The 26,876-nt window shown below is 75.7% G+C and carries 2 protein-coding genes; both read left to right on the top strand.

Annotated features, from left to right (window positions below; genetic code table 11):
* Nucleotides 1-12: 12 nt before the first annotated feature.
* Nucleotides 13-15,027, top strand: a complete 15,015-nt coding sequence (locus tag P8T65_RS06040) for a type I polyketide synthase (RefSeq protein ID WP_316724342.1) — start codon at nucleotides 13-15, stop codon at nucleotides 15,025-15,027.
* A gap of 81 nt (nucleotides 15,028-15,108) precedes the next feature.
* Nucleotides 15,109-26,862, top strand: coding sequence for an SDR family NAD(P)-dependent oxidoreductase (locus P8T65_RS06035; protein WP_316724341.1), 11,754 nt, complete (start codon nucleotides 15,109-15,111; stop codon nucleotides 26,860-26,862).
* Nucleotides 26,863-26,876: the final 14 nt, after the last annotated feature.

Here is a 26,876-nt window from a genome sequence, read left to right as displayed (position 1 = left end):
AGCACCGCGAAGATGCCGGACGAACAGAAGCTTCTTGAGTACCTCAGGCGGGCGACCGCTGACCTCGGGCAGGCGCGCCAGCGGCTGCGCGAGGAGGAGGACGCCAGGCACGAGCCCATCGCGATCGTCTCGATGAGCTGCCGCTACCCCGGTGGCGCCGACGACCCCGAGCAGCTGTGGGACCTGGTGTCCTCCGGCACCGACGCCATCTCCGAATGGCCGGCCGACCGGGGCTGGGACACGGCCGCCCTCTACGACCCGGACCCCGACCGGCCGGGCACCTCCTACACCCGGCACGGCGGATTCCTGCACCGGGCGGGGGAGTTCGACGCCGCGTTCTTCGGCATGTCACCGCGCGAGGCCCTCGCCACCGACCCGCAGCAGCGGCTTCTCCTGGAGACCTCCTGGGAGACACTGGAACGCGCGGGCATCGACCCGGCGGCCCTGAAGGGCACCCCGACCGGCGTCTTCGTCGGCGCCATGACCAACGGCTACGGTGACGGCTCCCGAGACCAGTCCGACGTCCAGGGCCTGCTCCACACCGGCACCGCCGGCAGTGTGATCTCCGGCCGGATCTCCTACACCCTGGGCCTGGAGGGCCCGGCGGTGACGGTCGACACCGCCTGCTCGTCCTCGCTGGTCGCCCTGCATCTCGCGATACGGGCGCTGCGCTCCGGCGAGTGCTCCCTCGCCCTCGCGTGCGGTGTCACCGTCATGCCGCACCCGGACCCCTTCGTCGCGTTCAGCCGCCAGCGCGCCCTGGCACCCGACGGCCGCTGCAAGGCCTTCGCGGCCGGCGCCGACGGCACCTCGTGGTCAGAGGGCGCGGGGGTGCTGCTGCTGGAGCGGTTGTCGGACGCGCGCCGCCACGGTCGTCGGGTGCTGGCGGTGGTGCGGGGCAGCGCGGTGAACCAGGACGGGGCGAGCAACGGTCTGACGGCACCGAACGGTCCGTCGCAGCAGCGGGTGATCCGGGCCGCGCTGGCGGACGCGCGGCTGCTGCCGGGTGATGTGGACGCGGTGGAGGCGCACGGCACGGGAACCCGGCTGGGTGACCCGATCGAGGCGCAGGCGCTGCTCGCGACGTACGGCCAGGACCGTGAAGAGCCGCTGTGGCTGGGGTCGTTGAAGTCGAACATCGGGCACTCCTCGGCGGCCGCCGGGGTGGGTGGCGTGATCAAGATGGTGCAGGCGATGCGGCACGGGGTGCTGCCCCGGACGCTGCACGTGGACGCGCCCTCCCCGCAGGTCGACTGGTCCTCCGGCGCGGTCCGGCTGCTGACCGAACAGCGTTCCTGGCCCACCGGCCCCGAGCACCCCCGCCGCGCCGCCGTGTCCGGATTCGGCGTGAGCGGCACCAACGCCCACGTGATCCTGGAAGAGGCACCCCCGGCGGAGGACTCCGCCCCCGCCACCCCCACCGAGCCCGACGAGACCGTCAGGACCACCGAACCCGACGACACCACCCGGGCCACCGAGTCCGGTGACCCGACGCCACTGCCGCTGGTGCCCTGGGTGCTCTCCGCCCGCAGCGAGGAGGCGCTGACCGAACGGGCACGGCAGCTGCTCCCCCTCGTCGACCTGCTCGACGCGGACCCCGGCCTCCGTCCCGGCGCCGTCGCACGGGCCCTCGCCACCGGCCGGTCGGCGTTCGAGCACCGCGCGGTGGTCGTCGCGGGCGACCCGGACGGCTTCCGTACGGGACTCACCGGCCTGGTGACCGGCGGCGAGGCCGCGGGGGTGGTCCGCGGTGTCGCGGGACCCGCGGGCCGCACCGTGTTCGTCTTCCCCGGCCAGGGCTCCCAGTGGACCGGCATGGCACTCGGCCTGCTCGACTCCTCGCCGGTCTTCGCCGCCCGCATGGCCGCCTGCGAACGCGCCCTCGCCCCGCACGTGGACTGGTCGCTCGCCGCCGTCCTGCGCGGCGACGCCGGCACCCCGCCGCTGGACCGTGTCGACGTGGTCCAGCCCGCGCTGTGGGCCGTGATGGTCTCCCTGGCTGCGCTGTGGCGCTCGGCCGGTGTGGAACCGGACGCCGTGCTCGGCCACTCCCAGGGCGAGATCGCCGCCGCCGTGGTCGCCGGAGCCCTGTCCCTTGAGGACGGAGCCAAGGTCGTCGCCCTGCGCAGCCAGGCACTGACCGCCCTCGCCGGACGGGGCGGCATGGCCTCCGTGCCGCTGCCGCCCGAGGACCTGACCGACCGCCTTGGGCAGTGGGACGGCAGGCTCTTCGTGGCCGCCGCCAACGGCCCGGCCGCCACGGTGCTGTCGGGCGACACCGAGGCGATCGACGGCGTGGTGGCCGAGTTCCAGGCCGAGGACGTACGGGCCCGTCGCATCCCCGTCGACTACGCCTCCCACTCCGCGCACGTCGAGGAGATCCGCGAACGGCTTCTGGAGTGCCTCGCGGACATCGAGCCGACAGCCGGCCAGGTGCCGTTCTTCTCCACCGTGGACCTGAACTGGCAGGACTCCGGCGCGCTGGACGCCGAGTACTGGTATCGCAACCTGCGGCAGACCGTGCGGTTCGAGGAGGCCACCCGCACCCTGCTCGCCCAGGGCTTCCGCTTCTTCGTCGAGTCCAGCGCCCACCCGGTGCTCACCGTCGGCATCAGCCAGACCGCCGAGGCCGAGGAGTCCGACGCCGTCGCCGTCGGCACCCTCCGCCGCGAGCAGGGCGGCCTGGACCGGTTCCTGCTCTCCCTGGCCGAGGCCCACACCGGCGGACTCGCGCCGGACTGGGACACCCTGCTCGCCGGGCACCCGGGCGACACCGTCGACCTGCCCACGTACCCCTTCCAACGGCGCAGGTACTGGCTGGAACGGCCTTCGGCCGACGCCGAGGACACCGCCGCCACCGACCCGGCGGACGCCGCCTTCTGGGAGAGCGTCGGCGGACAGGACCTCCCGGCGCTCACCACGACGCTCGGCGTCCGCCCCGAGGATCCACTGACCGTCGTCCTGCCCGCCCTGGCCGACTGGCGCAGGCGGCGCGACGAACGCGCGACTGTGGACTCCTGGCGCTACCGGGTCGACTGGCGGCCCCTCGCCGACGCCCCGGCCGGCCGCACCGCCGACGCCCCGACCGGCACCTGGCTGGTGGCGGTCACCGACGGCACGGAGGGCGACCCGGCGCGGGACGCCGTGGTCCGGGCGCTGCGCGAGGCCGGCGCTGTCCCCGTGCCCGTCGTCCTGACCGAGGCCCACGCCGACCGGGCCGCGCTGACCGCGCACCTGGCCGAGGCGAGCACCGGCCCCGTCCACGGCGTCCTCTCCCTGGTCGCCCTCGACGAGCGCCCCCACCCGAGCCACCCCCACCTTCCCCTCGGCCTCGCGCTCACCCTGACCCTCGTGCAGGCCCTGGGCGACGCCGGCGTCACCGCCCCGCTCTGGTGCGCCACCCGGGGGGCGGTCACGACGGGCCGCGACGACGCGGTGACCAGTCCCGGACAGCACATGGTCTGGGGCCTCGGCCGGTGCGCCGCGCTGGAGCACCCGCAGCGCTGGGGTGGTCTGGTCGACCTGCCCGACACGCTCGACGAGCGGGCCGCCGGCCGGCTGTGCGGCGTCCTGGCCGGCCGGGACGACGAGGACCAGGTCGCCGTACGCCACTCCGGCGCGTACGGCCGGCGGCTGGTCCGCGCCCGGCCCGCCGACCCCGCCCGCGCGGACGCCTGGCAGCCGCGCGGCACGGTCCTGGTCACCGGCGGCACCGGCGGCGTGGGCGCGCACCTCGCGCGCTGGCTGGCCGAGGGCGGTGCCGAGCACCTCGTGCTGGTCGGCCGCCGGGGCGCCGACACCCCCGGCGCGGCCGACCTCACCGCCGAGCTGACCGCGCTCGGCACCCGGGTCACCGTCGCCGCCTGCGACGTCGCCGACCGCGACCGGCTCGCCGAACTGGTGGCCGGGCTCGAACAGGACGGCACCCGGATCAGGGCCGTCATCCACGCCGCCGGCACGGGCCTGCTCGTGCCGCTGTCCGACACCGACCCCGACGAGTTCGCCGACATCCTCTACGCCAAGGTCGCCGGCGCGGAGAACCTCGACGCCGTCTTCGACCGGGACGACCTGGACTCCTTCGTCCTGTTCTCCTCCATCTCCGGCGTCTGGGGCAGCGGCGACCACGGCGCGTACGCCGCCGCCAACGCCCACCTCGACGCGCTCGCGGACCGGCGCCGGGCCCGGGGCCGCACCGCCACCTCCGTGGTGTGGGGCATCTGGGACCCCGAGGGCGGCGCGGGCATGGCCGCCAACCTCGTCGAGGAGCAACTGCGCAGCCGGGGCATCCCCTTCATGGCCCCCCAGGTCGCACTGACCGGGCTCCAGCAGGTCCTGACCGACGACGAGACCGTCGTCCTCGTCACCGCCGTCGACTGGGACCGCTTCGCGCCCGTGTTCACCTCGGCCCGGCCCAGCCCGCTCATCGGCGACCTGCCCGAGGTCCGCCGCGCGCTCGCCGAGGAGACCGCGCCCGGCCAGGACGGCGACGACACCGCCTCCTCGCTGCGCGACCGCATCGCGGACCTGCCCCCCGCCGACCGCGACCGCCTGCTCACCGACCTCGTACGCGGCCACGCGGCCGCCGTGCTCGGCCACGGCTCCGCCGATGCCATCGCTCCCGAACGCGCGTTCCGTGAACTGGGCTTCGACTCGCTGACCGCCGTGGAGATGCGCAACCGGCTCAACGCCGCCACCGGTCTGCGGCTCCCGCTCACGGTCCTCTTCGACTACGCCTCGGCCGACGCGCTCGCCCGGCATCTGCGCGAGGAACTCCTCGGCCCCGACACGGCCGCCCCGGCCGTGCCGGCCGTGCCCGCCCATGTGCTCGCCGACGCCGACGACCCGATCGCCATCGTCGGCATGAGCTGCCGCTACCCCGGTGACGTCCGCACCCCGGAGGACCTCTGGCGGCTCGTCGCCGAGGGCCGGGACGTCATCTCCGCACTGCCCGCCGACCGCGGCTGGGACCTGGACGGCCTCTACGACACCGACCCCGACCGGCCCGGTACGACCTACAGCTCCGAAGGCGGATTCCTCTACGACGCGGGGCAGTTCGACCCCGCCTTCTTCGGGATCTCGCCGCGCGAGGCGCTGGCCATGGACCCGCAGCAGCGGCTGCTCCTGGAGACCTCCTGGGAGGCCCTGGAGCGGGCCGGCATCGACCCCGCCTCCCTGCGCGGCGGACAGGTCGGCGTGTTCGCCGGCGCCGCCTACCAGGGCTACGGCGGCCTGAGCGACGTACCCGAGGAGGTGGAGGGGCACCTCATCGCCGGTATCTCCACCAGCATTCTGTCCGGCCGGATCGCCTACACCCTCGGCCTCGAAGGACCGGCGGTCACCGTCGACACGGCCTGCTCGTCCTCGCTGGTCGCCGTGCACCTGGCGGCCCAGGCCCTGCGCTCCGGCGAGTGCTCCCTGGCGCTCGCGGGCGGTGTGACCGTCATGGGCACCCCGCTGTCCTTCACCGGCTTCAGCCGACAGCGCGGTCTCGCCGCGGACGGCCGCTGCAAGTCCTTCGGCGCCGACGCCGACGGCTTCGGCATGGCCGAAGGCGTCGGACTGCTGCTCCTGGAGCGGCTGTCGGACGCCCGCCGCAACGGCCACCGTGTGCTCGCCCTCGTGCGGGGCTCGGCCGTCAACCAGGACGGGGCCAGCAACGGGCTGACCGCCCCCAGCGGCCTGGCGCAGCAGCGGGTCATCCGCAGCGCGCTGGCCGGCGCGGGCGTGGCCCCGGCCGAGGTCGACGTCGTGGAGGCGCACGGCACGGGCACCCGGCTCGGCGACCCGATCGAGGCGCAGGCGCTGCTCGCGACGTACGGCCAGGACCGCCCCGCGCACCGGCCGCTGCTGCTCGGCTCGCTGAAGTCCAACATCGGGCACAGCCAGGCCGCCGCGGGCGTCGCCGGGATCATCAAGATGGTCGAGGCGATGCGCCACGACGTACTGCCCCGCACCCTGCACGCCGAGGAGCCGACCCCCAACGTCGACTGGTCCGTGGGCGCCGTGGAACTCCTGACGGAGCCCCGGCCGTGGACCCGCAACGGCCACCCGCGCCGCGCCGGCGTCTCCTCCTTCGGGCTCAGCGGCACCAACGCCCACGTGATCATCGAGGAGCCGTACGGCGAGGAGCCGGGGGAGGCGCCCGAGGGCAACGCCCCCGGGGCCGTCGTGCCGTGGCTGCTCTCCGGCCGGACCCCGGAAGCGCTGCGCGAGCAGGCCGCGCGGCTGCACGCCCATCTGACGGACCGTCCGGAACTGCGGCCCCACGACGTCGGCCTCACCCTGGCCACCGCCAGGTCCGCCTTCGAACACCGTGCCGTCGTCGTCGGCACCGACCAGGCCACCCTGCTCACGGGCCTGGCCGCACTCGCCGCCGGACAGAACGACCCCGCGGTGGTCCACGGCACCGCGGCCACGCCGGGCCGTACCGTCTTCGTCTTTCCCGGTCAGGGTTCGCAGTGGGCGGGCATGGCGGTGGAGCTGCTGGACTCGGCCCCGGTCTTCGCGGAGCGGGTGGCGCAGTGCGAGCGGGCTCTGTCGCCGTACGTGGACTGGTCGTTGACCGATGTGCTGCGCGGGGAACCCGACAGCCCGCCGCTCGACCGGGTCGACGTGGTCCAGCCGGTGCTGTTCTCGGTGATGGTGTCGCTGGCCGCGCTCTGGCGGTCCTGCGGTGTCGAGCCGTCGGCGGTGATCGGGCACAGCCAGGGGGAGATCGCCGCCGGCGTGGTGGCGGGGGCGATCTCCCTGGAGGACGGCGCCAGGATCGTCGCCCTGCGCAGCCGGATCCTGACCACGCTGGTCGACCGGGGCGCGATGCTCTTCGTCGCGCTCCCGGACGACCAGGTGCGCGAGCGGATGGCGCCCTGGGACGACCGGCTGTCCGTCGCCGCCGTGAACGGGCCCGCCGCCGTGACCGTCTCCGGCGACCCGGAGGCCCTGGAGGAGTTCGGCGACCGGCTGTCCGAGGACGGCGTCATGCGCTGGATGATCCCGGGCGTCACCTTCGCCGGGCACTCGCCCCAGGTGGACGGGTTGCGCCGGGAACTGCTGGACGCCCTCGCCGGGGTGACACCGCGCCGGACCGACATCACCTTCTACTCCACCGTCACCGGCGGCGCCCTCGACACCACGGCCCTGGACACCGCGTACTGGTACCGCAACCTCCGCGAGCCCGTGGAGTTCCACCGCGCGGTCGCCGCGCTGATCGACGCCGGCCATGACACCTTCGTCGAAGTCAGCCCGCACCCGGTGCTGGCGGTGTGGGTGGAGAAGAGCCTGGAGGCGGCGGAGGTCGCCGGGCTCGTCACGGGCACGCTGCACACCGACGACGGCGGCCCCGGCCGGTTCCTGACCGCGCTCGCCGGGCCGCACGTCCACGGTGTCCCGGTGGACTGGCGGGCCGTGTTCGCGGGCACCGACGCCCGCCCCGTCGAACTGCCCACCTACGCCTTCCAGCGCCGGCGGTACTGGCTGGAGCCGACGACGGCACCCGCTGTGGGGGAGGGCGGTGCCCAGCCCGCCGACACGGCCTTCTGGGACGCCGTCGAACGGCACGACCTGCCCGCCGTCGCCGCCGCGCTGAACCTGCCGGACGAGGACGCGACCGCCCGTGCCTCCCTCGACGGGGTGCTCCCCGCGCTCGCCGACTGGCAGCGCGGCCGCCGCGGTCGCACCATCATCGACGGCTGGCGCTACCACGTCACCTTCAAGCCCCTGCACCTCACCCCCGGCACCCCCGCCCTCACCGGCACCTGGTGGGTCGTCGTACCGACCGGCGCCGCCGGCCACCCCGTCGCGGCGGGCGCGCTGCGCGCCCTCGAACGGCACGGCGCCACCGCCGTACCCGTCGAGATCGGCACCACCGGCACCGACCGGGCCGAACTCGCCGCCCGGCTGGGCGCCGCGACCGCCCCGGACGGCGGCGTGCTCTCGCTGCTCGCCCTCGCCGAGCAGCCGTACACCGACGGGACGTCTCTGCCGACCGGGCTCGCCCTCACCACCACCCTCCTCCAGGCGCTCGGCGACGCCGGGATCAACGCCCCCCTGTGGTCCGCGACCTCGGGCGCGGTGTCCGTCGGACGCTCCGACGCCCTCACCGCACCCGCCCAGGCGACTTTGTGGGGACTCGGCGCCGTGGCCGGCGTGGAGTACCCGGAACGCTGGGCCGGAATGCTCGATCTGCCCTCAGACCTGGACGAACGCGCCGGCACCAGGCTGGCCGCCGTACTGGCGGATCTCGACGGCGAGGACCAGATCGCGATCCGGCCCTCGGGCGTCTACGGCCGCAGGCTCGTCCGGGCCCGGCCGGCCGAGGAGACGACGGCGGACGCCTTCGAGCTCGACGGCACGGTGCTGATCACCGGCGGCACCGGCGCCCTCGGCGCCCACGTCGCCCGCCGGCTCGCCCGTTCCGGCGCCCGGCACCTGCTGCTCACCGGCCGCCGCGGCCCCGACACGCCCGGTGCGGCGGAACTGGTCGCCGAACTCGCCGGCCTCGGCGCCGAGACGACGGTCGCCGCCTGCGACGCCGCCGACCGGGACGCCCTCGCCGCCCTGCTCGCTGACATCCCCGACGACCGCCCCCTGCGCACCGTCGTGCACGCCGCCGGCCTCCTGGACGACGGCGTCCTCGACACCCTCACCCCCGAGCGGGCCGCCGGGGTCCTGCGCCCCAAGATGGACGCCGCCCTCAACCTGGACGCCCTCACCCGCGACCTGGACCTGACCGCGTTCGTCCTGTTCTCCTCGCTCGCCGGCACCCTCGGCGGCACCGGACAGGGCAGCTACGCCGCGGCCAACGCGTTCCTGGACGCCCTCGCCGAGCAGCGGCGCTCGCTCGGTCTGCCGGCCACCTCCGTGGCCTGGGGCCTGTGGGCGGGGGACAGCGCCGCCGACTCGGCCCGCGAACGGCTGGTGCGCAACGGGCTTCCGCCGATGGACCCGGAGTTGGCGGTCACCGCCCTGGAACAGGCCATGGGCCGGTCCGAGCCCAGGCTGGTGCTCTGCGACTTCGCCTGGGACCGCTTCGTGCCGGCCTACACCGCCCTGCGGCCCAGCGCCGCCCTGCGCGACCTGCCCGACGCCCGCGACATCCTGGCCGCCGGCGGCGCCGACCGGCAGGAGACGGAGGCGGACTCCCTCGCCGCCCGCCTCGCGGCCCTGTCCGCACAGGAGCGGCAGGAGGAACTGACCCGCCTGGTCGCCACCGAGGTCGCCGCCGTCCTCGGCTACCCCGACCCCGCCGGCATCGACCCCGACCGGGTCTTCAAGGACCTCGGCTTCGACTCGCTCACCGCGGTCGACCTGCGCAACCGGCTCTCCGAGGCCACCGGACTGCGCCTGTCGGTCACCCTGGTCTTCGACCACCCCACCGTCACCGCCCTGGTGGACCACGTACGGTCCGAACTCGGCGGTACGGCACCCGTACCGGCCACCGCATCCGCGCCGGCCGCGGTGGCCGACGACGACGCCATCGCCGTCGTCGCGATGAGCTGCCGCTACCCCGGCGGCGTCACGACCCCGGAGGACCTGTGGCGGCTGGTGACGTCGGGCTCCGACGCCATCACCGAGTTCCCCACCGGCCGGGGCTGGGACCTCGACGAGCTGTACGACCCCGACCCGGGGAAGGTCGGCCGGACGTACGCCCGCCATGGCGGCTTCCTGCACGACGCGGACCACTTCGACCCGGCGTTCTTCGGGATCTCACCGCGTGAGGCGCTGGCGATCGACCCGCAGCAGCGGCTGCTCCTGGAGATCTCCTGGGAGGCGTTCGAACGGGCCGGTATCGACCCGGCGTCACTGAAGGGCAGCCGGGCCGGGGTCTTCGTGGGCTCCAGCTACCGCGACTACGGCTCCCGCGTCCAGCAGCCCACCGAGGAGATCGAGGGCTACCTCGGCATCGGCAGCGCGGGCAGCGTCGCCTCCGGCCGGATCGCCTACACCCTCGGCCTCGAAGGACCGGCGGTCACCGTCGACACGGCCTGCTCGTCCTCGCTGGTCGCCGTGCACCTCGCGGCCCAGGCGCTGCGCGGCGGCGAGTGCTCGCTCGCCCTCGCGGGCGGTGTCACGGTGATGTCCACCCCCGGCGCGTTCATCGAGTTCAGCAGGCAGCGCGGGCTCGCCGCCGACGGCCGCTGCAAGCCCTTCGCCGCCGCGGCCGACGGCACCGCCTGGGCCGAGGGCGCCGGCATGGTCGTCCTGGAACGGCTCTCCGACGCCCGGCGCAACGGCCACCCGGTGCTCGCCCTGGTGCGGGGCTCGGCGGTCAACCAGGACGGCGCCAGCAACGGTCTCACCGCCCCCAACGGCCCTTCCCAGCAGCGCGTCATCCGCCAGGCCCTCGCCTCCGCAGGGCTCGACAGCGCGGATGTCGACGCGGTGGAGGCGCACGGTACGGGCACCCGGCTCGGTGACCCGATCGAGGCGCAGGCGCTGCTCGCGACGTACGGCCAGGACCGCCCCGCGGACCGGCCGCTGCTGCTCGGCTCGCTGAAGTCCAACATCGGGCACGCCCAGGCCGCCGCCGGCATCGCGGGCCTGCAGAAGATGGTGCTGGCCATGCGGCACGGAGTCCTGCCGCGGACCCTCCACGTCGACGCACCGACCCCGTTCGTCGACTGGTCGGCGGGCGCCGTGTCGCTGCTCACCGAGGACACCCCCTGGCCCGACCACGGGCGACCGCGCCGGGCCGCGATCTCGTCCTTCGGCGTCAGCGGCACCAACGCGCACACGATCCTGGAACACGTCCCGGACGAGCACATGCAGGACGGCGTGACGGCTCCGGTGGGCGCCGACGAGCGGCCCGCCGGGGAGCAGGACGAGCCCGGCGACGGCGACGGCGCGGCCGCCGTGGTGCCGTGGCTGCTGTCGGCGCGCAGCCGGGTCGCCCTGCGGGCCCAGGCCGGGCGGCTGCTGGAGCACGTCGACGCCCGTCCCGCCCTGCGTCCGGCCGACGTCGCACTCACGCTGGCCACGGGCCGCAGCGCCTTCGAGTACCGGGGCGCCGTCGTGGGCGACAACCGCGAGGCGCTGCTCGACGGCCTCAAGGCGCTCGCCGCCGCCGGCGGCGCGCCCGGCGTCACGCAGGGCACGGCCGTGGTGGGCCGGACCGCGTTCCTCTTCGCCGGGCAGGGCAGCCAGCGCGCCGGGACGGGCGCCGAACTGTACGCCCGCCACCCGGTCTTCGCGGACGCCTTCGACGCGATCTGCGCCGAGTTCGCCCCGCTGCTCGACCGGCCGCTGCGCGAGGTGGCCTTCGCCCCCGCCGGGTCGCCCGAGGCGGCCCTGCTGGACCGCACGGAGTACACACAGCCGGCGCTCTTCGCGATCGAGGTCGCCCTCTTCCGTCTCGTAGAACACTGGGGCGTGGTGCCGGACCTGCTGTTCGGGCACTCGATCGGCGAACTGGCGGCCGCGCATGTGGCCGGGGTGCTGTCGGCGCCCGACGCCGCCGCACTGGTCGCCGCCCGGGGCCGGCTGATGCAGGCACTGCCCGAGGGCGGCGCCATGGTCGCGCTGACCGCCTCCGAGGAGGACGCCGCCGGACTGCTCGCCTCCCACGAGGGCCGGGTCGCGGTGGCCGCCGTCAACGGTCCGGCCTCCGTCGTCGTCTCCGGCGACGAGGACGCCGTCCTGGACATCGCCGAGCAGTGGCGCGCACGCGGCGGCAAGGCCCGGCGGCTCACCGTCAGCCACGCGTTCCACTCGCCGCACATGGACGGCATGCTCGACGAGTTCCGGCGGGTCGCCGAGCGCCTGGACCTCCGGGCGCCGCTCATCCCCCTGGTCTCCGACGTCACCGGTGAACTGGCCACCCCCGAGCAGCTGATGTCGCCCGAGTACTGGGTGCGGCACGTTCGTGAGACGGTGCGCTTCCACGACGGCATGCGGCGGCTCGCCGCCGAGGGCGCCGTCACCTACCTCGAACTCGGTCCCGACGGCTCGCTGACCGCCATGGGACGCGACTGCCTCGCCGAGAACCCGGCGGACCTCGCGGACCCGTCGGCCGCGGGCGCCCTGGTGCCGCTGCTGCGCAAGGACCGGCCGGAGTCCCGTGCCGTGACCGACGCACTCGCCCACCTCCACGTCCGGGGTACGGCGGTGGACTGGCCGACGGTGCTGGACGCCGGCGCCACCGGCACGACCGGGCGCGTCGACCTGCCCACCTACGCCTTCCAGCGCGAGCGCTACTGGCTGGAGGCCACCGCACCGGCCGGCGGCATGGCCGCCGCCGGGCTCCTCCCGGCCGATCACCCGCTGCTGGGCGCGGCCGTCCCGCTCGCCGACACCGACGGGGTCCTGTTCACCAGCCGGCTGTCGGTACGCACCCACCCGTGGCTGGCCGACCACGGCGTCTACGGCACCGCCCTCCTCCCGGCCACCGCCCTGCTCGAACTGGCGGTACGGGCGGGTGACCAGGTCGGCTGCGGCCAGGTCGAGGAACTCACCCTGGAGGCCCCGCTGGTGATCCCCGCGCGCGGCGCGGTGGTCCTCCAGCTCTCCGTCGGCGCGCCGGACGCCTCGGGCGCCCGGCCGGTCAGCGTCCACACCCGCGCCGAGGACGCCTCGTCCGCCGACCAGCCGTGGACCTGCCACGCCCGGGGGCTGCTGGTCCCCGCCACCGAGGAGGCACCGGGGGGCGACCCCGTGACATGGCCGCCGGCCGGCGCGGAGCCCGTGGAACTGGACGGGCTGTACGAGCGGTTCGCCGAAGGCGGCTTCGGATACGGACCCGCGTTCCAGGGGCTGCGCGAGGTGTGGCGGCTCGGGGACGAGGTGTACGCGGAGGCGAGCCTGCCGTCCGAACAGCAGGCCGAGGCCGCGCGGTTCGGGCTGCATCCCGCACTCCTCGACAGCGCCCTGCACGCGCTGATCTTCGGCGTCCTCGAAGGCACCGAGCAGGGGTGGCTGCCGTTCTCCTGGAACGGCATACGCCTGCACGCCTCCGGGGCCCGCGCCCTGCGCATCCGACTGACCCCCGCGGGCAACAGCGCGGTCTCCGTCCAGGCCACCGACACGGCCGGGCAACCGGTCGCCTCCATCCGGTCCCTCGTGCTCCGCCCGGTCTCCCCGGACCAGGTGCGCGCCGCCCGGACCGCGCACCACGACGACCTGTACCGCCTCGAATGGCCGACACTGCCCCAGTCGGCCGACGCCGGCTCCGACGCCTGGGCCGTCATCGGCGCCGAGGCACCCGACTGGGCGGCTCACCGCATCACCCGCTCCGCCACCGACCTCAAGGCGCTCTCCCGGGAGATCGCCGAGGGAGCCGCCCGGCCCACGGCCGTCCTCGCCCATGTCCCCGCCGCACCGGAGGGGCTGGGCAGGGCCGACGCCGTACGGCACGTCACCGGCCTGACCCTCACCCTCGTACAGGACTGGCTGGCCGACGACACCTTCGCCGACGCCAAGCTGGTGCTCGTCACCCGGGGCGGCGTCCCGACGAGCGCCGACGGCGACGCGCCGGACCTGACCCACGCCGCCGTACGGGGGCTGGCGCGGTCCGCGCAGACCGAGAACCCCGGCCGTTTCGTCCTCGTCGACCTCGACGGGACGGAGGCCTCCAGGGACGCTCTCGTCGCCGCCGTCGCATCCGGCGAACCCCAACTGGCGTTGCGCGAGGGCCGTGCGCACATCGCCCGGCTCGCCCGCGTACCCGCGGCCGAGCAGTCGGAGACACCCGACTGGGGACGCCCCGGCACGGTCCTGATCACCGGCGGCACCGGCGCCATCGGCTCCGTCCTCGCCCATCACCTGGTCGCCGAACACGGCGTGAAGCGCCTGCTGCTCACCAGCCGCCGGGGCCCCGCCGCCGAGGGCGCCGCCGAACTGGTCGTCGACCTCGCCGCACTCGGCGCCCACGCGGAGGTCGTGGCCTGCGACGCCGCCGACCGGGACGCACTGGCCCGGCTGCTCGGCTCGCTGCCGGAGGCCCACCCGCTGACCGCCGTCGTGCACGCGGCGGGGACCATCGCCGACGGGGTCGTGGACGCGATGACGCCGGCCCGGCTGGACACCGCCCTGCGGCCCAAGGTCGACGCGGCCTGGAACCTCCACGAGCTGACCGAGGGCATGGACCTGTCGGCGTTCGTGGTGTTCTCCTCCATCGCCGGGATCTTCGGTGGCATGGGCCAGGGCAACTACGCGGCGGCCAACGCCTTCCTGGACGCGCTGGCCCACCACCGCCGGGCGAACGGCCTGCCGGCCGCGTCGCTCGCCTGGGGCCTGTGGGCGAACAAGGGCGGCATGAGCGGAGGCCTCGACGAGGCCGACTTCCGGCGCATCGCCCGCGGCGGCATCGTCGCCTTCTCCCCGGCCGAGGGCGCGGCCCTGTTCGACTCGGCCAACGCCACCGGCGAACCCGTCGTCCTGCCGCTGCGGCTGGACACCGGGGCCCTGGCCGCCCAGACCGGCACCGGCGGCGTTCCGGCGCTGCTGCGCGGACTCATGCGCCCGCCCGCCCGCCGTAGCGCGGCGGTCGGCGAGGCGGCCCCGGACGCGGCCGACACCCTGCGCCGCACCCTGGCCGGCCAGCCCGAGCAGCGGCGCGAACGGACCTTGCTCGACCTGGTGCGCGGGCACGCCGCCACCGTGCTCGGCTACCCCGGCCCCGCCTCGGTGGACGCCGAACGCGGCCTGCTGGAACTGGGCTTCGATTCGCTGACCGCGGTCGAACTGCGCAACCGGCTCGGCGCCGCCACCGGCCTCAGGCTGCCCGCCACCCTGCTCTTCGACCACCCCACTTCAGCGGCCATCGCCCGCCAGCTGTCCGTCGAACTCGCTCCCGAGAGCGCCGGACCCGATCTCGCCGCCGACACCGCGGGCCTGGCCGAACTCGGCCTGCTGGAAGGCGCCCTGGACAACGGCACGGCCGGGCCGGAGCTGCTCGGCCGGCTCGAGGAACTGATCAGCAGGCTGCGCCCGGGAACCGGTGGCGCGGCGCAGGACCGCCTGGAGGAGCGGATGGACACGGCCAGCGACGACGAGCTCTTCGAGTTCATCGACAACGAACTCGGCATGTCGTGAACCCCCTGCCCCCATCCGCGCGACGGCGGCTCCCCACGCCCGGCCCCTCCCGCACGAAGGCCCCGAAGGTGACGGTGCACAGTGACTGACGGCACACTCAACGACGACAAGCTCCGCGACTACCTCAAGCGGGTCGCGGCCGACCTGCACCGCACCCGGCGCCGACTGCAGGAGGTGGAGGCCCGGCAGCAGGAACCCGTGGCCATCGTCGGCATGGGCTGCCGCTACCCGGGCGGCGTCGTCTCCCCCGAGGAGCTGTGGCAGCTCGTCGCCTCCGGCACCGACGCCGTCGCCGGCTTCCCCGCCGACCGAGGCTGGGACCTCGGCGCCCTGCACGACCCCGACCGGGAACGCCCCGGCACGACCTACGCCGCCGAAGGCGGATTCCTCACCGACGCCGCCGACTTCGACCCCGGCTTCTTCGGCATCTCGCCCCGCGAGGCGCTCGCCATGGACCCGCAGCAGCGGCTGCTGCTGGAGACCACCTGGGAGGCCTTCGAACGAGCGGGCCTCGACCCGGGCGCGCTGCGCGGCAGCGACACCGGGGTCTTCGTCGGCGTGATGTACCAGGACTACGGACTACGGCTGCGCCAGGTCCCGGACGACATCCAGGGGTACATCGGCAACGGCAACTCCGACAGCGTCGCCTCCGGCCGCCTCTCCTACACCTTCGGCCTGGAGGGCCCGGCGGTGACGGTGGACACGGCCTGCTCGTCCTCCCTCGTCGCCCTGCACCTGGCCGCACAGGCCCTGCGCCGCCAGGAGTGCGGGCTGGCGCTGGCCGGCGGCGCCATGATCATGTCGACACCGGTGCCGTTCGTCGAGATGAGCCGGCAGGGCGGGCTCGCCGCCGACGGCCGCTGCAAGTCCTTCGCCGCAGGGGCCGACGGCACCGGCTGGGGCGAGGGCGTCGGCATGCTCCTGCTGGAGCGGCTCTCCGACGCCCGCCGCAACGGTCACCCCGTGCTCGCCCTGGTACGCGGCACCGCCGTCAACCAGGACGGCGCGAGCAGCCGCCTGACCGCCCCCAACGGGCCCGCCCAGCAGCGGGTCATCCGACGGGCGCTCGCCGACGCCGGGCTCACCCCCGCCGACGTCGACGTGGTCGAGGCGCACGGCACCGGTACGCCGCTCGGCGACCCCATCGAGGCACAGGCCCTGCTGGCCACGTACGGGCAGGACCGGCCCGCCGACCGGCCCCTGCTGCTCGGCTCGCTGAAGTCCAACATGGGCCACACCCAGGCCGCGGCGGGCGTCGGCGGTGTCATCAAGATGGTGATGGCGATGAGCCGGGGCGTCGTGCCGCCCACCCTGCACGCCGAGCGGCCCACCCCCACCGTCGACTGGTCCTCGGGCGCGGTGGAACTGGTCACCGAGGCGGTGCCCTGGCCGGAGACCGGTGCACCGCGCCGGGCGTCCGTGTCGTCCTTCGGGATCAGCGGCACCAATGGACACGTCGTCCTCGAACAGGCCGAGCCCGAGTCCGAGCCCGAGTCGGCCACGGCCCCGGGAACCGAGCCCGACACCATCGACGAGCCCGATGCCACCGACGAGTCCGGCCGCCCGACCGCCTTCCCCTGGCCCGTCTCCGCCCGCAGCCGCGAGGCCCTGTGCGCCCAGGCCCGCCGCCTCGCCGCCCACCTCGACACGCACCCCGGACAACGGCCCCTCGACATCGGCCACGCCCTGGCCACCACCCGGGCCGCCCTCGAACACCGTGCCGTCGTGGTCGCCGCCGACGAGGAGGGGTTCCTGCGCGGCCTGCGGGCCCTGGCCGAGGACGCCCCCGAGCCGGGACTGGTCCGCGGGACCGGCGCCCCCGGAGCCGACACCGTGTTCGTCTTCCCCGGCCAGGGCTCGCAGTGGACCGGCATGGCAGCCGAACTCCTCGACACCGCCCCCGTCTTCGCGGAGCGGATCGCCGACTGCGCACGCGCCCTGGCCCCCCACACCGACTGGTCCCTGACCGACGTACTGCGCGACGCCCCCGGCACCCCGCCGCTGGACCGCGTCGACGTGGTCCAGCCCGCGCTGTGGGCCGTGATGGTGTCGCTTGCCGCGCTGTGGCGGTCGTACGGTGTCGAGCCGTCCGCGGTCGCCGGGCACAGCCAGGGCGAGATCGCCGCCGCCGTGGTCGCCGGGGCGCTGTCCCTGGAGGACGGCGCCAAGGTCGTCGCGCTGCGCAGCAGGGCCATCGTCGCGCTCGCCGGGGCCGGCGGCATGGCGTCCGTGCCGCTGCCGGTCGACGAGGTCCGCGCCCTGCTGGCCAACGGGGACGACCGGCTGTCCGTCGCGGCCGTCAACGGGCCCGCCTCCGTGGTCGTCTCCGGCGACCGGCCGGCGCTGGACGACCTGATCGACCGGCTCACCGCCCGCGACCTCAGAGTCCGGCGGATCCCCGTCGACTACGCCTCGCACAGCGCCCACGTCGAGCGCATCCACGACGAACTGCTCCGGCTGCTGGCCGACATCACCCCCCGCCCCTCCGACATCCCTTTCTACTCGACCGTCACCGGCGAGCCGCTCGACACCACCGGCCTCGACGCCGGCTACTGGTACCGCAACCTGCGCCGGACCGTCGAGTTCGAACAGACCACCCGCGCCCTGCTGGCCGCCCGCCACCACGTCCTCGTCGAGGTCAGCCCCCACCCGGTGCTCACCGTCCCGATGGAGGAGACCGCCAGGGCGGCCGGGGCCGACGAGGCGGTGGTCATCGGCACGCTGCGTCGGGACGACGGCGGCCGGGCCAGGTTCCTCGCCGCCGTCGGCGAGCTGTACGTCCACGGCGTACGCGTCGACTGGCGTGCCGCCTACGCCGGATGGCGCACCCGCCGGGCCGACCTGCCGACGTACGCGTTCCAGCGCCGCCGGTACTGGCTGGAGGACTCCGCCGCGCCCCAGGGCGACATGGCCTCGGCCGGGCTCGCCGCCGCCGACCACCCGCTGCTCGGTGCGGTCGTCGCCCTCGCCGACGGGGACGGACTGCTCCTCACCGGCCGTCTCTCCACCCGCACCCACCCCTGGCTCGCCGACCACGCCGTCCGTGCCGCCGCCCTGCTGCCCGGCACCGCCTTCCTGGAGCTGGCGGTCCGCGCGGGCGACCAGGTCGGCTGCGGCCAGGTCGAGGAACTCACTCTGGAGGCCCCGCTCGTCCTGCCCCCGGAGGGCGGCGTCGCTGTACAACTCGCCGTCGGCGCCCCCGACCGGGACGGGCGTCGCCCGCTGAGCCTGCACGCCCGCCCGGACGGCACCGACGACCTGCCGTGGACGTGCCACGCCCGGGGGCTGCTGGGTCCCGCCACCGAGGAGGCGGCCCCGGGCGATCCCGCGGTGTGGCCGCCGGCCGGCGCGGTCCCCGTGGAACTGGACGGGCTGTACGAGCGCTTCGCGGAGGGCGGCTTCGCGTACGGGCCGGCGTTCCAGGGGCTGCGTGCGGCGTGGCGGCTGGGGGAGGAGGTGTTCGCGGAGGCGAGCCTGCCGTCGGAGCTGCAGGCCGAGGCCGCACGGTTCGGGCTGCATCCCGCGCTCCTCGACGGCGCCCTGCACGCGACCGGCCTCGGCGAGGCCGCCGAGGGCCGGATGCCGTTCGTCTGGACCGGGGCCGTCCTCCACGCGCAGGGCGCGACCGGTCTGCGGATGCGCATCACCCCGGCCGGTCCCGACACGGTGACACTGCGCGCCCTCGACCAGGCCGGACGGCCCGTCCTGACCGTGGCGGGCCTGGCCCTGCGGCCGGTCGGCACCGGGAGTTTCACGGCTCCAACCGCCGGACGCCACCACGACTCCCTGTTCCGCCTCGGCTGGACGCCGGTCCGCCCGGTGCCCGGCCCCACGGCGGCCTCCTGGGCGGTCCTGGGCCCCACCGAGGACACCCGGGGAGTCGCCCACCACGCGGACCTCGCCGCGCTCCGCGACGCCGACGGGCCCCTGCCGGAGTTCGTCCTCGCCGACCTCGGCGCGGCCCCGGACGACCAGGCCGACGGGCTCGCCGACACCACCCGCACCGCGGTGCACGACGCCCTCGCCCTCGTCCAGGACTGGCTCGCCGACGACCGGTTCACCGGGGCACGGCTCGTCCTGGTCACGCGCGGCGCGATCGCCGCCCGGCCCGGCGAGGACGTGCCGAACCTGCCGCACAGCGCGGTGTGGGGGCTGGTGCGCTCCGCGCAGACCGAGCACCCGGACCGCCTGCACCTCGTCGACCTCGACCCGGACGCCGACCTGCCGGCCGCCCTCGCCGCCGTGCTCACCGCCACCGGCGAGACGCAGTTCGCGGTGCGCGGCTCCGAGGTCCTCGTCCCCAGGCTGGCCAGGATCCCCGTACGGGACGACGACGCGGCCCCGCCCCTGGACCCCGACGGCACCGTCCTGATCACCGGCGGCACCGGTCTGCTCGGCGCCCGCGTCGCCCGTCACCTCGTCACCGGACACGGCGTACGGCACCTGCTGCTGACCAGCCGCAGTGGCCCGGACGCCCCCGGTGCGGCCGAACTGCGCGACGAACTGGCCGCACTCGGTGCGGAGGTGAGCGTCGTCGCCTGCGACGCGGCCGACGCGAAGCGGCTCGCCGAGGTCCTGGCCGGCGTACGGCATCCGTTGACGGCCGTCATACACGCCGCCGGAGTGCTCGACGACGGAGTCGTCTCCTCGCTCACCCCCGAGCGGGTCGACGCCGTCCTGCGGCCCAAGACCGACGCGGCACTCAACCTGCACCGGCTCACCGCCGGCCTGGACCTCGCGGCGTTCGTGCTCTTCTCCTCCGCCGCCGGTACCTTCGGCGGCCCCGGACAGGGCAACTACGCCGCCGCCAACGCCTTCCTGGACGCCCTGGCCCACCACCGCAGGGCCCAGGGCCTGGCCGGGCGGTCCGTCGCCTGGACGCTGTGGGAGCGGCGCAGCGCCATGACCGGGCACCTCGGCGACGACGAGGTCCGCCGTATCGCCCGCTCGGGCCTGCCGCCGCTGACCGACGCGCAGGGCCTCGCTCTTCTCGACTCCGCGCTCACCGTCGACGAACCGCTGCTGGTGGCCCTCAGGCTGGACACGGCCGCGCTGCGCGCCCGCGCCGAGAGCGAACCCGTACCCCGTCTGCTGCACGGCGTGGTCCGGCTGCCCGCCCGCCGCCAGGCCGCCCCGGCCTCCGCGACCGACGGTGAGGGTGACCGGGGCCCCCTGGCCGAGCGGCTCGCCGCCCTGGACGCCCCCGGCCGCCGCCGCGAACTCCTCGACCTGGTCCGGGGTCAGGTCGCCGCCGTGCTCGGCCACCCGTCGCCCGAGGCCGTCGAGGCGGGCCGCGCCTTCCGGGACCTCGGCTTCGACTCGCTGGCCGCCGTCGACCTCCGCAACCGCCTCGGCAACGCCACCGGACTGCGGCTGCCCGCCACCCTCGTCTTCGACCACCCGACCCCCGAGGTTCTCGCGGCCCACCTCGGCGGCGAACTGCTGGGCGCGGACACCGGCCGCGTGCCGACCTCCGTCACGGCCGCCGGCGGCGGCGGAGCGGCGACCGACGAGGACCCGATCGCCGTCGTCGCCATGGGCTGCCGCTACCCCGGCGGCGTCCGCTCGCCCGAGGACCTGTGGAACCTGGTCTCCACCGGCACCGACGGCATCGCCGCCTTCCCGGCCGACCGCGGCTGGGACCTGGACGCCCTCTACGACCCCGACAGCGAACGCCACGGCACCTCGTACGCGCGCGAAGGCGGCTTCCTGTACGACGCGGCGGAGTTCGACGCGGGCTTCTTCGGCATCTCGCCCCGCGAGGCCCTCGCGATGGACCCGCAGCAGAGGCTCCTGCTGGAGACCTCCTGGGAGACGCTGGAGCGCGCGGGCATCGACCCGGCGACGCTGCGCTCCACCGCGACCGGCGTCTTCGTCGGCGTCATGCACCAGGACTACGCGGCCCGGCTCCTGCCCCACATCCCCGAGGAGGTCGAGGGCTTCCTCGGCGCCGGCAACTCGGGCAGTGTCGTCTCCGGCCGCGTCGCCTACGTCCTGGGCCTGGAGGGCCCGGCGGTGACCGTCGACACGGCGTGCTCGTCCTCGCTGGTCGCCCTGCATCTTGCGGTGCGCGCGCTGCGCTCCGGCGAGTGCGGACTCGCCCTGGCCGGTGGCGTCACCGTCATGTCCAGCCCCGAACTGTTCGTCGAGTTCAGCCGCCAGCGTGGCCTTGCCTCCGACGGCCGCTCCAAGCCCTTCGCCGCGGCCGCCGACGGCGTCGGCTTCGGCGAGGGCGTGGGCATGGTGCTGCTGGAGCGGTTGTCCGACGCCCGCCGCAACGGCCACCGGGTGCTGGCCCTCGTGCGGGGCAGCGCGGTCAACCAGGACGGCGCCAGCAACGGGCTCACCGCGCCCAACGGTCCCTCGCAGCAGCGCGTGATCCGCGCGGCGCTCGCCGACGCCCGGCTCTCACCCGGTGACGTGGACGCCGTCGAGGCGCACGGCACCGGAACCCGGCTCGGGGACCCGATCGAGGCGCAGGCGGTGCTGGCCACCTACGGCCAGGACCGGGAACAGCCGCTGTGGCTGGGGTCGTTGAAGTCGAACATCGGACACACCTCGGCGGCCGCCGGCGTGGGCGGTGTCATCAAGATGGTGGAGGCGATGCGGCACGGGGTGCTGCCCCGGACGCTGCACGTGGACGCCCCGACCCCGCAGGTCGACTGGTCCGCCGGGGCGGTGGAACTGCTCACCGAGGAGCGCTCCTGGCCCGCCGGCCCCGACCGGCCCCGCCGCGCCGGAGTCTCCTCCTTCGGCATGAGCGGCACCAACGCCCACCTGGTGCTGGAGCACGTCGACGAGGACGTCACGGAGCCCGCGCCCCCCGAGGAACCCGCCGTCCCCTGGGTCCTCTCCGGCCACACCCCCGAAGCCCTGCGCGCCCAGGCCGAACGGCTCGCCGGCCACGCCGACGCCCACCCCGGGCACGCCGCCGCCATCGGCCTGGCCCTCGCCACCACCCGCACCCGGCACGACCACCGGGCCGTCCTCGTCGGCGACCGCGAGCAACTGACCGCCGGACTGCGGGCCCTGGCAGCCGACGCACCCCTCGCCACCGTGGCCCGGGGCACCGCCACCGCCGTCGGGCGCACCGTGTTCGTCTTCCCCGGCCAGGGCGCCCAGTGGACCGGCATGGCACTGGACCTGCTCGACTCCTCGCCGGTGTTCGCCGCCCGCATGGCCGCCTGCGAACGCGCCCTCGCCCCGCACGTCGACTGGTCCCTGACCGGGGTCCTGGCCTCCGCCACGGACCTGGAGCGGGTGGACGTGGTCCAGCCCGCGCTGTGGGCCGTCATGGTGTCGCTGGCCGAGACCTGGCGGTCCTTCGGCGTCGAGCCGGACGCCGTACTCGGCCACAGCCAGGGCGAGATCGCGGCGGCTGTCGTCGCCGGGGCGCTCACCCTGGAGGACGGCGCCAAGGTCGTCGCCCTGCGCAGCAGGCTGCTGCGCGCCGTCGCCGGGCACGGCGGCATGGCCTCGGTGGCGCTGCCCGCCGACCGCACCCGCGAGCTGCTGGCCGGCTGGGGCGAGAGGATCTCGGTCGCCGCCGTGAACGGCCCGCGCTCCACCGTGGTCGCGGGCGAGAGCGTGGCCCTCGCCGAACTCCTCGCCTCCTGCGAGAAGGACGGCGTACGCGCCCGCCGCATCGAGGTCGACTACGCGTCCCACTCCGCCGAGATGGACCCCCTGCGCGCCGAACTGCTCGACGTCCTCGCCGACATCACCCCCGCCACGGCGGGCACCCGGATGTTCTCCACCCTGGAGGCCGACTGGATCGAGGGGCCCGAACTCACCGCCGACTACTGGTTCCGCAACCTGCGGGGCACGGTCGAGTTCGAGCCCGCCGTCCGGGCCCTGACCGGCGCCGGATTCACCACCTTCGTCGAGTCGAGCCCGCACCCCGTGCTCGCCCCGGCCGTCCAGGAGGTCCTGGAGGACGGCGCCGTCACGGGCGTGGTCGTCGGCTCGCTGCGCCGCGACGACGGAGGCCGGGACCGGCTGCTGCTGTCGCTGGGCGAGGCCCATGTCCAGGGCGTGCCCGTCGACTGGCCGGCGGCCCTCGGCCGCACGAGCCGGCCGGCGGACCTGCCGACCTATGCCTTCCAGCGCACCCGCTACTGGCTCGACGCCCCCGTCCGCACCGGGGACGTGTCCGCCGCCGGGCTGGGCGCCACGGATCACCCGCTGCTGGGCGCCAGCGTCGATCTGGCCGACTCCGGGGAGCGGCTCCTCACCGGGCGGCTGTCGACCCGGACGCACCCGTGGCTGGCCGACCATGTCGTCTCCGGGACGAACCTGCTCCCCGGCACCGCCTTCCTGGAACTCGCCCTGAGCGCCGCCGACGAGGCCGACAGCGCCCTCGTCGACGAACTGACCCTCCAGGCCCCGCTGATCCTCCCCGAGCGGGACGCCGTCCACGTCCAACTGCGCCTCGGCCCGCCCGACGACGGCGGCAGGCGAACCCTCGGCCTGTACTCCCGGGCCGAGACCGACCCCGGCGCGGACTGGACCCCGCACGCCACCGGCACCCTCGCCCCCGGCGACGGCGCCGACGGCCCGTCCGCGCCCGCCACCTGGCCGCCGGCCGGCACCGAGCCGGTCGACCTGGACGGCGTGTACGACCGTTTCGCCGAGGCCGGCTACCGCTACGGCCCCGCCTTCCAGGGGCTGCGCGCCGCCTGGCGCGACGGCACCGACGTCTACGCCGAGGTCGCGCTCGAACGGCAGTCGGACAGCGACGGTTACCTCGTCCACCCGGCCCTGCTGGACGGCGCCCTCCAGGCGTCCGCCCTCCTCGACGACCGGCCCGGCCCCGCCCGGCTGCCCTTCTCCTGGAACGGCGTCACCGCCCACGCCACCGGGGCCGCGGCACTGCGCGTCCGGATCGGCCCGGCCGGGCCCGACGCCGTGAGCCTGGACGCCTGGGACCCGACCGGGCAGCCGGTGCTGTCCGCCGAGTCGTTGGTGCTGCGCCCGCTCTCCCCGGACCTGCTGGCGGCGGCCGCGGCGGGCCGGGACGGCCTGTACCGCCTCGACTGGACACCGGCCCCCGGCATCGGAGCCACCGCCCCGCTCACCGGCTGGGTGGACCTCGACGACACCGGCTCCGGCGCGCAGCCCACGGCGGTCGTCTGGAGCTGCCCCACCGCCACCGGCCCCGACGAGGCCGCCCGCGTCCGGGACACCGCGGCCGCCACCCTCGCGGTCGTCCAGCGGTGGCCGTCCGACCCCCGCTCCGGCGAGGCCCCCCTGGTGGTCGTCACCCGGAACGCGGTCGCGACCGGGAGCGGCGGACACCCCGCCGACCCGGCACAGGCCGCCGCCTGGGGACTGGTCCGGGCAGCCCAGACCGAACACCCGGACCGCTTCGTCCTGCTGGACCTGGACGACACCGCCGAGTCGGCGGAGGCCCTGTCCCACCTGCTCGGTCTGGCCCTCGCCACGCGGGAACCGCAGCTCGCCGCCCGCGCGGGAAACCCGCTCGTACCCCGGCTGGCGCGGGCAGGGCGGCCCGGCACGCTGACACCGCCGGCCGGCGAAGCGCTCTGGCGGCTGGACACCACCGGTGAGGGCAGCCTCGACGCCCTCGCGCTCGTACCGTCCCCGGAGGCGGGTGCCCCGCTGGCCCCCGGCGAGGTCCGGGTGGCCGTCCGGGCCGCCGGCCTGAACTTCCGGGACATCGCGGTCTGCCTCGGCCTCGCCCCCGACCAGCGGATCCTCGGCAGCGAAGGGGCGGGCACCGTCCTGGAGACCGGCTCCGGCGTGACCGACCTCGCCCCCGGCGACCGTGTGTTCGGTGTCTTCGGCGGCGCCTTCGGCCCCGTCGCGGTCGCCGACCGGCGCACCCTCGCCCCGATACCGCCCGGCTGGTCCTACGCCCAGGCCGCCACCGTGCCCATCGCCTTCCTCACCGCCCACTACGGACTGTTCGACCTCGGCGGCCTGAAAGCGGGGGAGACCGTCGTGGTGCACTCCGCGGCCGGCGGTGTCGGCATGGCCGCCGTCCAGCTCGCCCGGCACGCCGGGGCCGAGGTGTACGGCACCGCGAGCCCCGGCAAGTGGGACGTCCTGCGCGGCCTCGGCCTCGACGACACCCACATCGCCTCCTCCCGCACCCTCGACTTCGCCGACCTCTTCCTCGACGCGACCGGCGGACGTGGCGCAGACGTCGTACTGGACTGCCTGGCACGGGAGTTCGTGGACGCCTCCCTGCGGCTGCTGCCGCGCGGCGGGCGCTTCCTGGAGATGGGCAAGACCGACATCCGCGACGCCGACACCGTGGCCGCCGCCCACCCCGGGGTCCGCTACCGGGCGTACGACCTGGCGGAGGCGGGCCCGGAACGGATCGCGCAGACGCTCGACCTGATCCTCGGCCTGTTCCGGCAGGGCACGCTCTCCCCGCTGCCGCTCACCTGCTGGGACGTACGGCGGGCTCCCGAGGCGTTCCGGTACGTCGGCCAGGCCCGGCACACCGGCAAGAACGTGCTGCTGCCGCCCGCCGCCCCGAACCCCGACGGCACCGCTCTGATCACCGGCGGCACCGGCACCCTCGGCCGTCTGGTGGCCCGTCACCTCGTCGCCGAACACGGGATACGGCACCTGCTGCTGACCAGCCGCAGCGGCCCCGACGCCCCCGGCGCGGCCGAGCTGTGCGAGGAACTGGCCGCGCTCGGCGCGGAGGTGAGTGTCGTCGCCTGCGACGCCGCCGACCGCGACCGGCTCGCCGAGGTCCTGGCCGGCATACCGGCGGAGCACCCGCTGACGTTCGTGGTGCACGCCGCCGGTGTGCTCGACGACGCCGTGGTCTCCTCCCTCACCGCCGACCAGTTGGAGCGCGTACTGCGTCCGAAGACGGACGCGGCGGTGAACCTGCACGAGCTGACCCGGGACCACGACCTCGCCGCCTTCGTCCTGTTCTCCTCCGCCGCGGCCCTGCTCGGCGGTGGCGGGCAGGCCAACTACGCGGCCGCCAACGCCGCCCTGGACGCGCTCGCCGCACGCCGCCGCGCCGAGGGCCTGCCGGGCCTCTCCATCGGCTGGGGCATGTGGGAGGAACGCAGCGGTATGACCGGCCATCTCGGGGACGTGGACCTACGGCGGATGAACCGCAGCGGCGTCACCCCCCTGACCTCCGAGGAAGGGCTGGCCCTCTTCGACGCGGCCCTGCGCGGCGAGGACGCCTATCTGCTGGCCGCGCGACTGGACACCGCCGCGCTGCGCGCCGGCAGCGGGCAGGACGTACCGGCGCTGCTCAGCGGACTGGTCCGGGCGCCGCGTCGGCGGGCCGCCGCGGCGAACGGCGACGGCGGCGGCCGGGCCGCAGGCCTCGCCGAACGGCTCGCCGGGCTGTCCGAGGCGGACGCCCACGCCGCGCTGCTGGACCTGGTGCGCGGCCACGCGGCGGCCGTCCTCGGCCATCCCTCGCCCGAACTGGTCCAGCCCACCCGGGCGTTCAAGGAACTCGGCTTCGACTCCCTCACCGGCGTCGAGCTGCGCAACCGGCTGTCGGCCGCGACCGGAGTCCGGCTGCCGGCGGGCATGGTCTTCGACCACCCCACCCCCGACGTACTGGCCCGCCACCTTGCGGTCACCACCGGCCGGCCCGGCCCGGCCAAGGCGTCCGCGCCGCTCGCGGAGCTGGACCGGTTCGCGGAGCTGGTCGCCGGCCTCGCGCCGGACGCCCCCGACCGCGACCGGCTCTCGCAGCGGCTGCGCGAGGTGCTGGCCCGCCTCGAAGCCACCGAACCCGCCGGCCAGGTCACCGCGGACCACATCGAGTCCGCCTCGCACGACGAGATCTTCGACCTCATCGACAACCAGCTGGGCATCTCGTGACGCCCCGGATCCAC

Source organism: Streptomyces sp. 11x1, assembly GCF_032598905.1.
Lineage (GTDB): Bacteria > Actinomycetota > Actinomycetes > Streptomycetales > Streptomycetaceae > Streptomyces.
The sequence above is the reverse complement of the archived record's forward strand: the minus strand, read 5'-3'. Positions and strand labels throughout refer to the sequence as shown.

What these genes read in the sequence shown, in the direction of transcription:
- P8T65_RS06040 (WP_316724342.1), top strand. Translation starts at nt 13, where the DNA reads ATGCCGGACGAACAGAAGCTTCTTGAGTACCTCAGGCGGGCGACCGCT.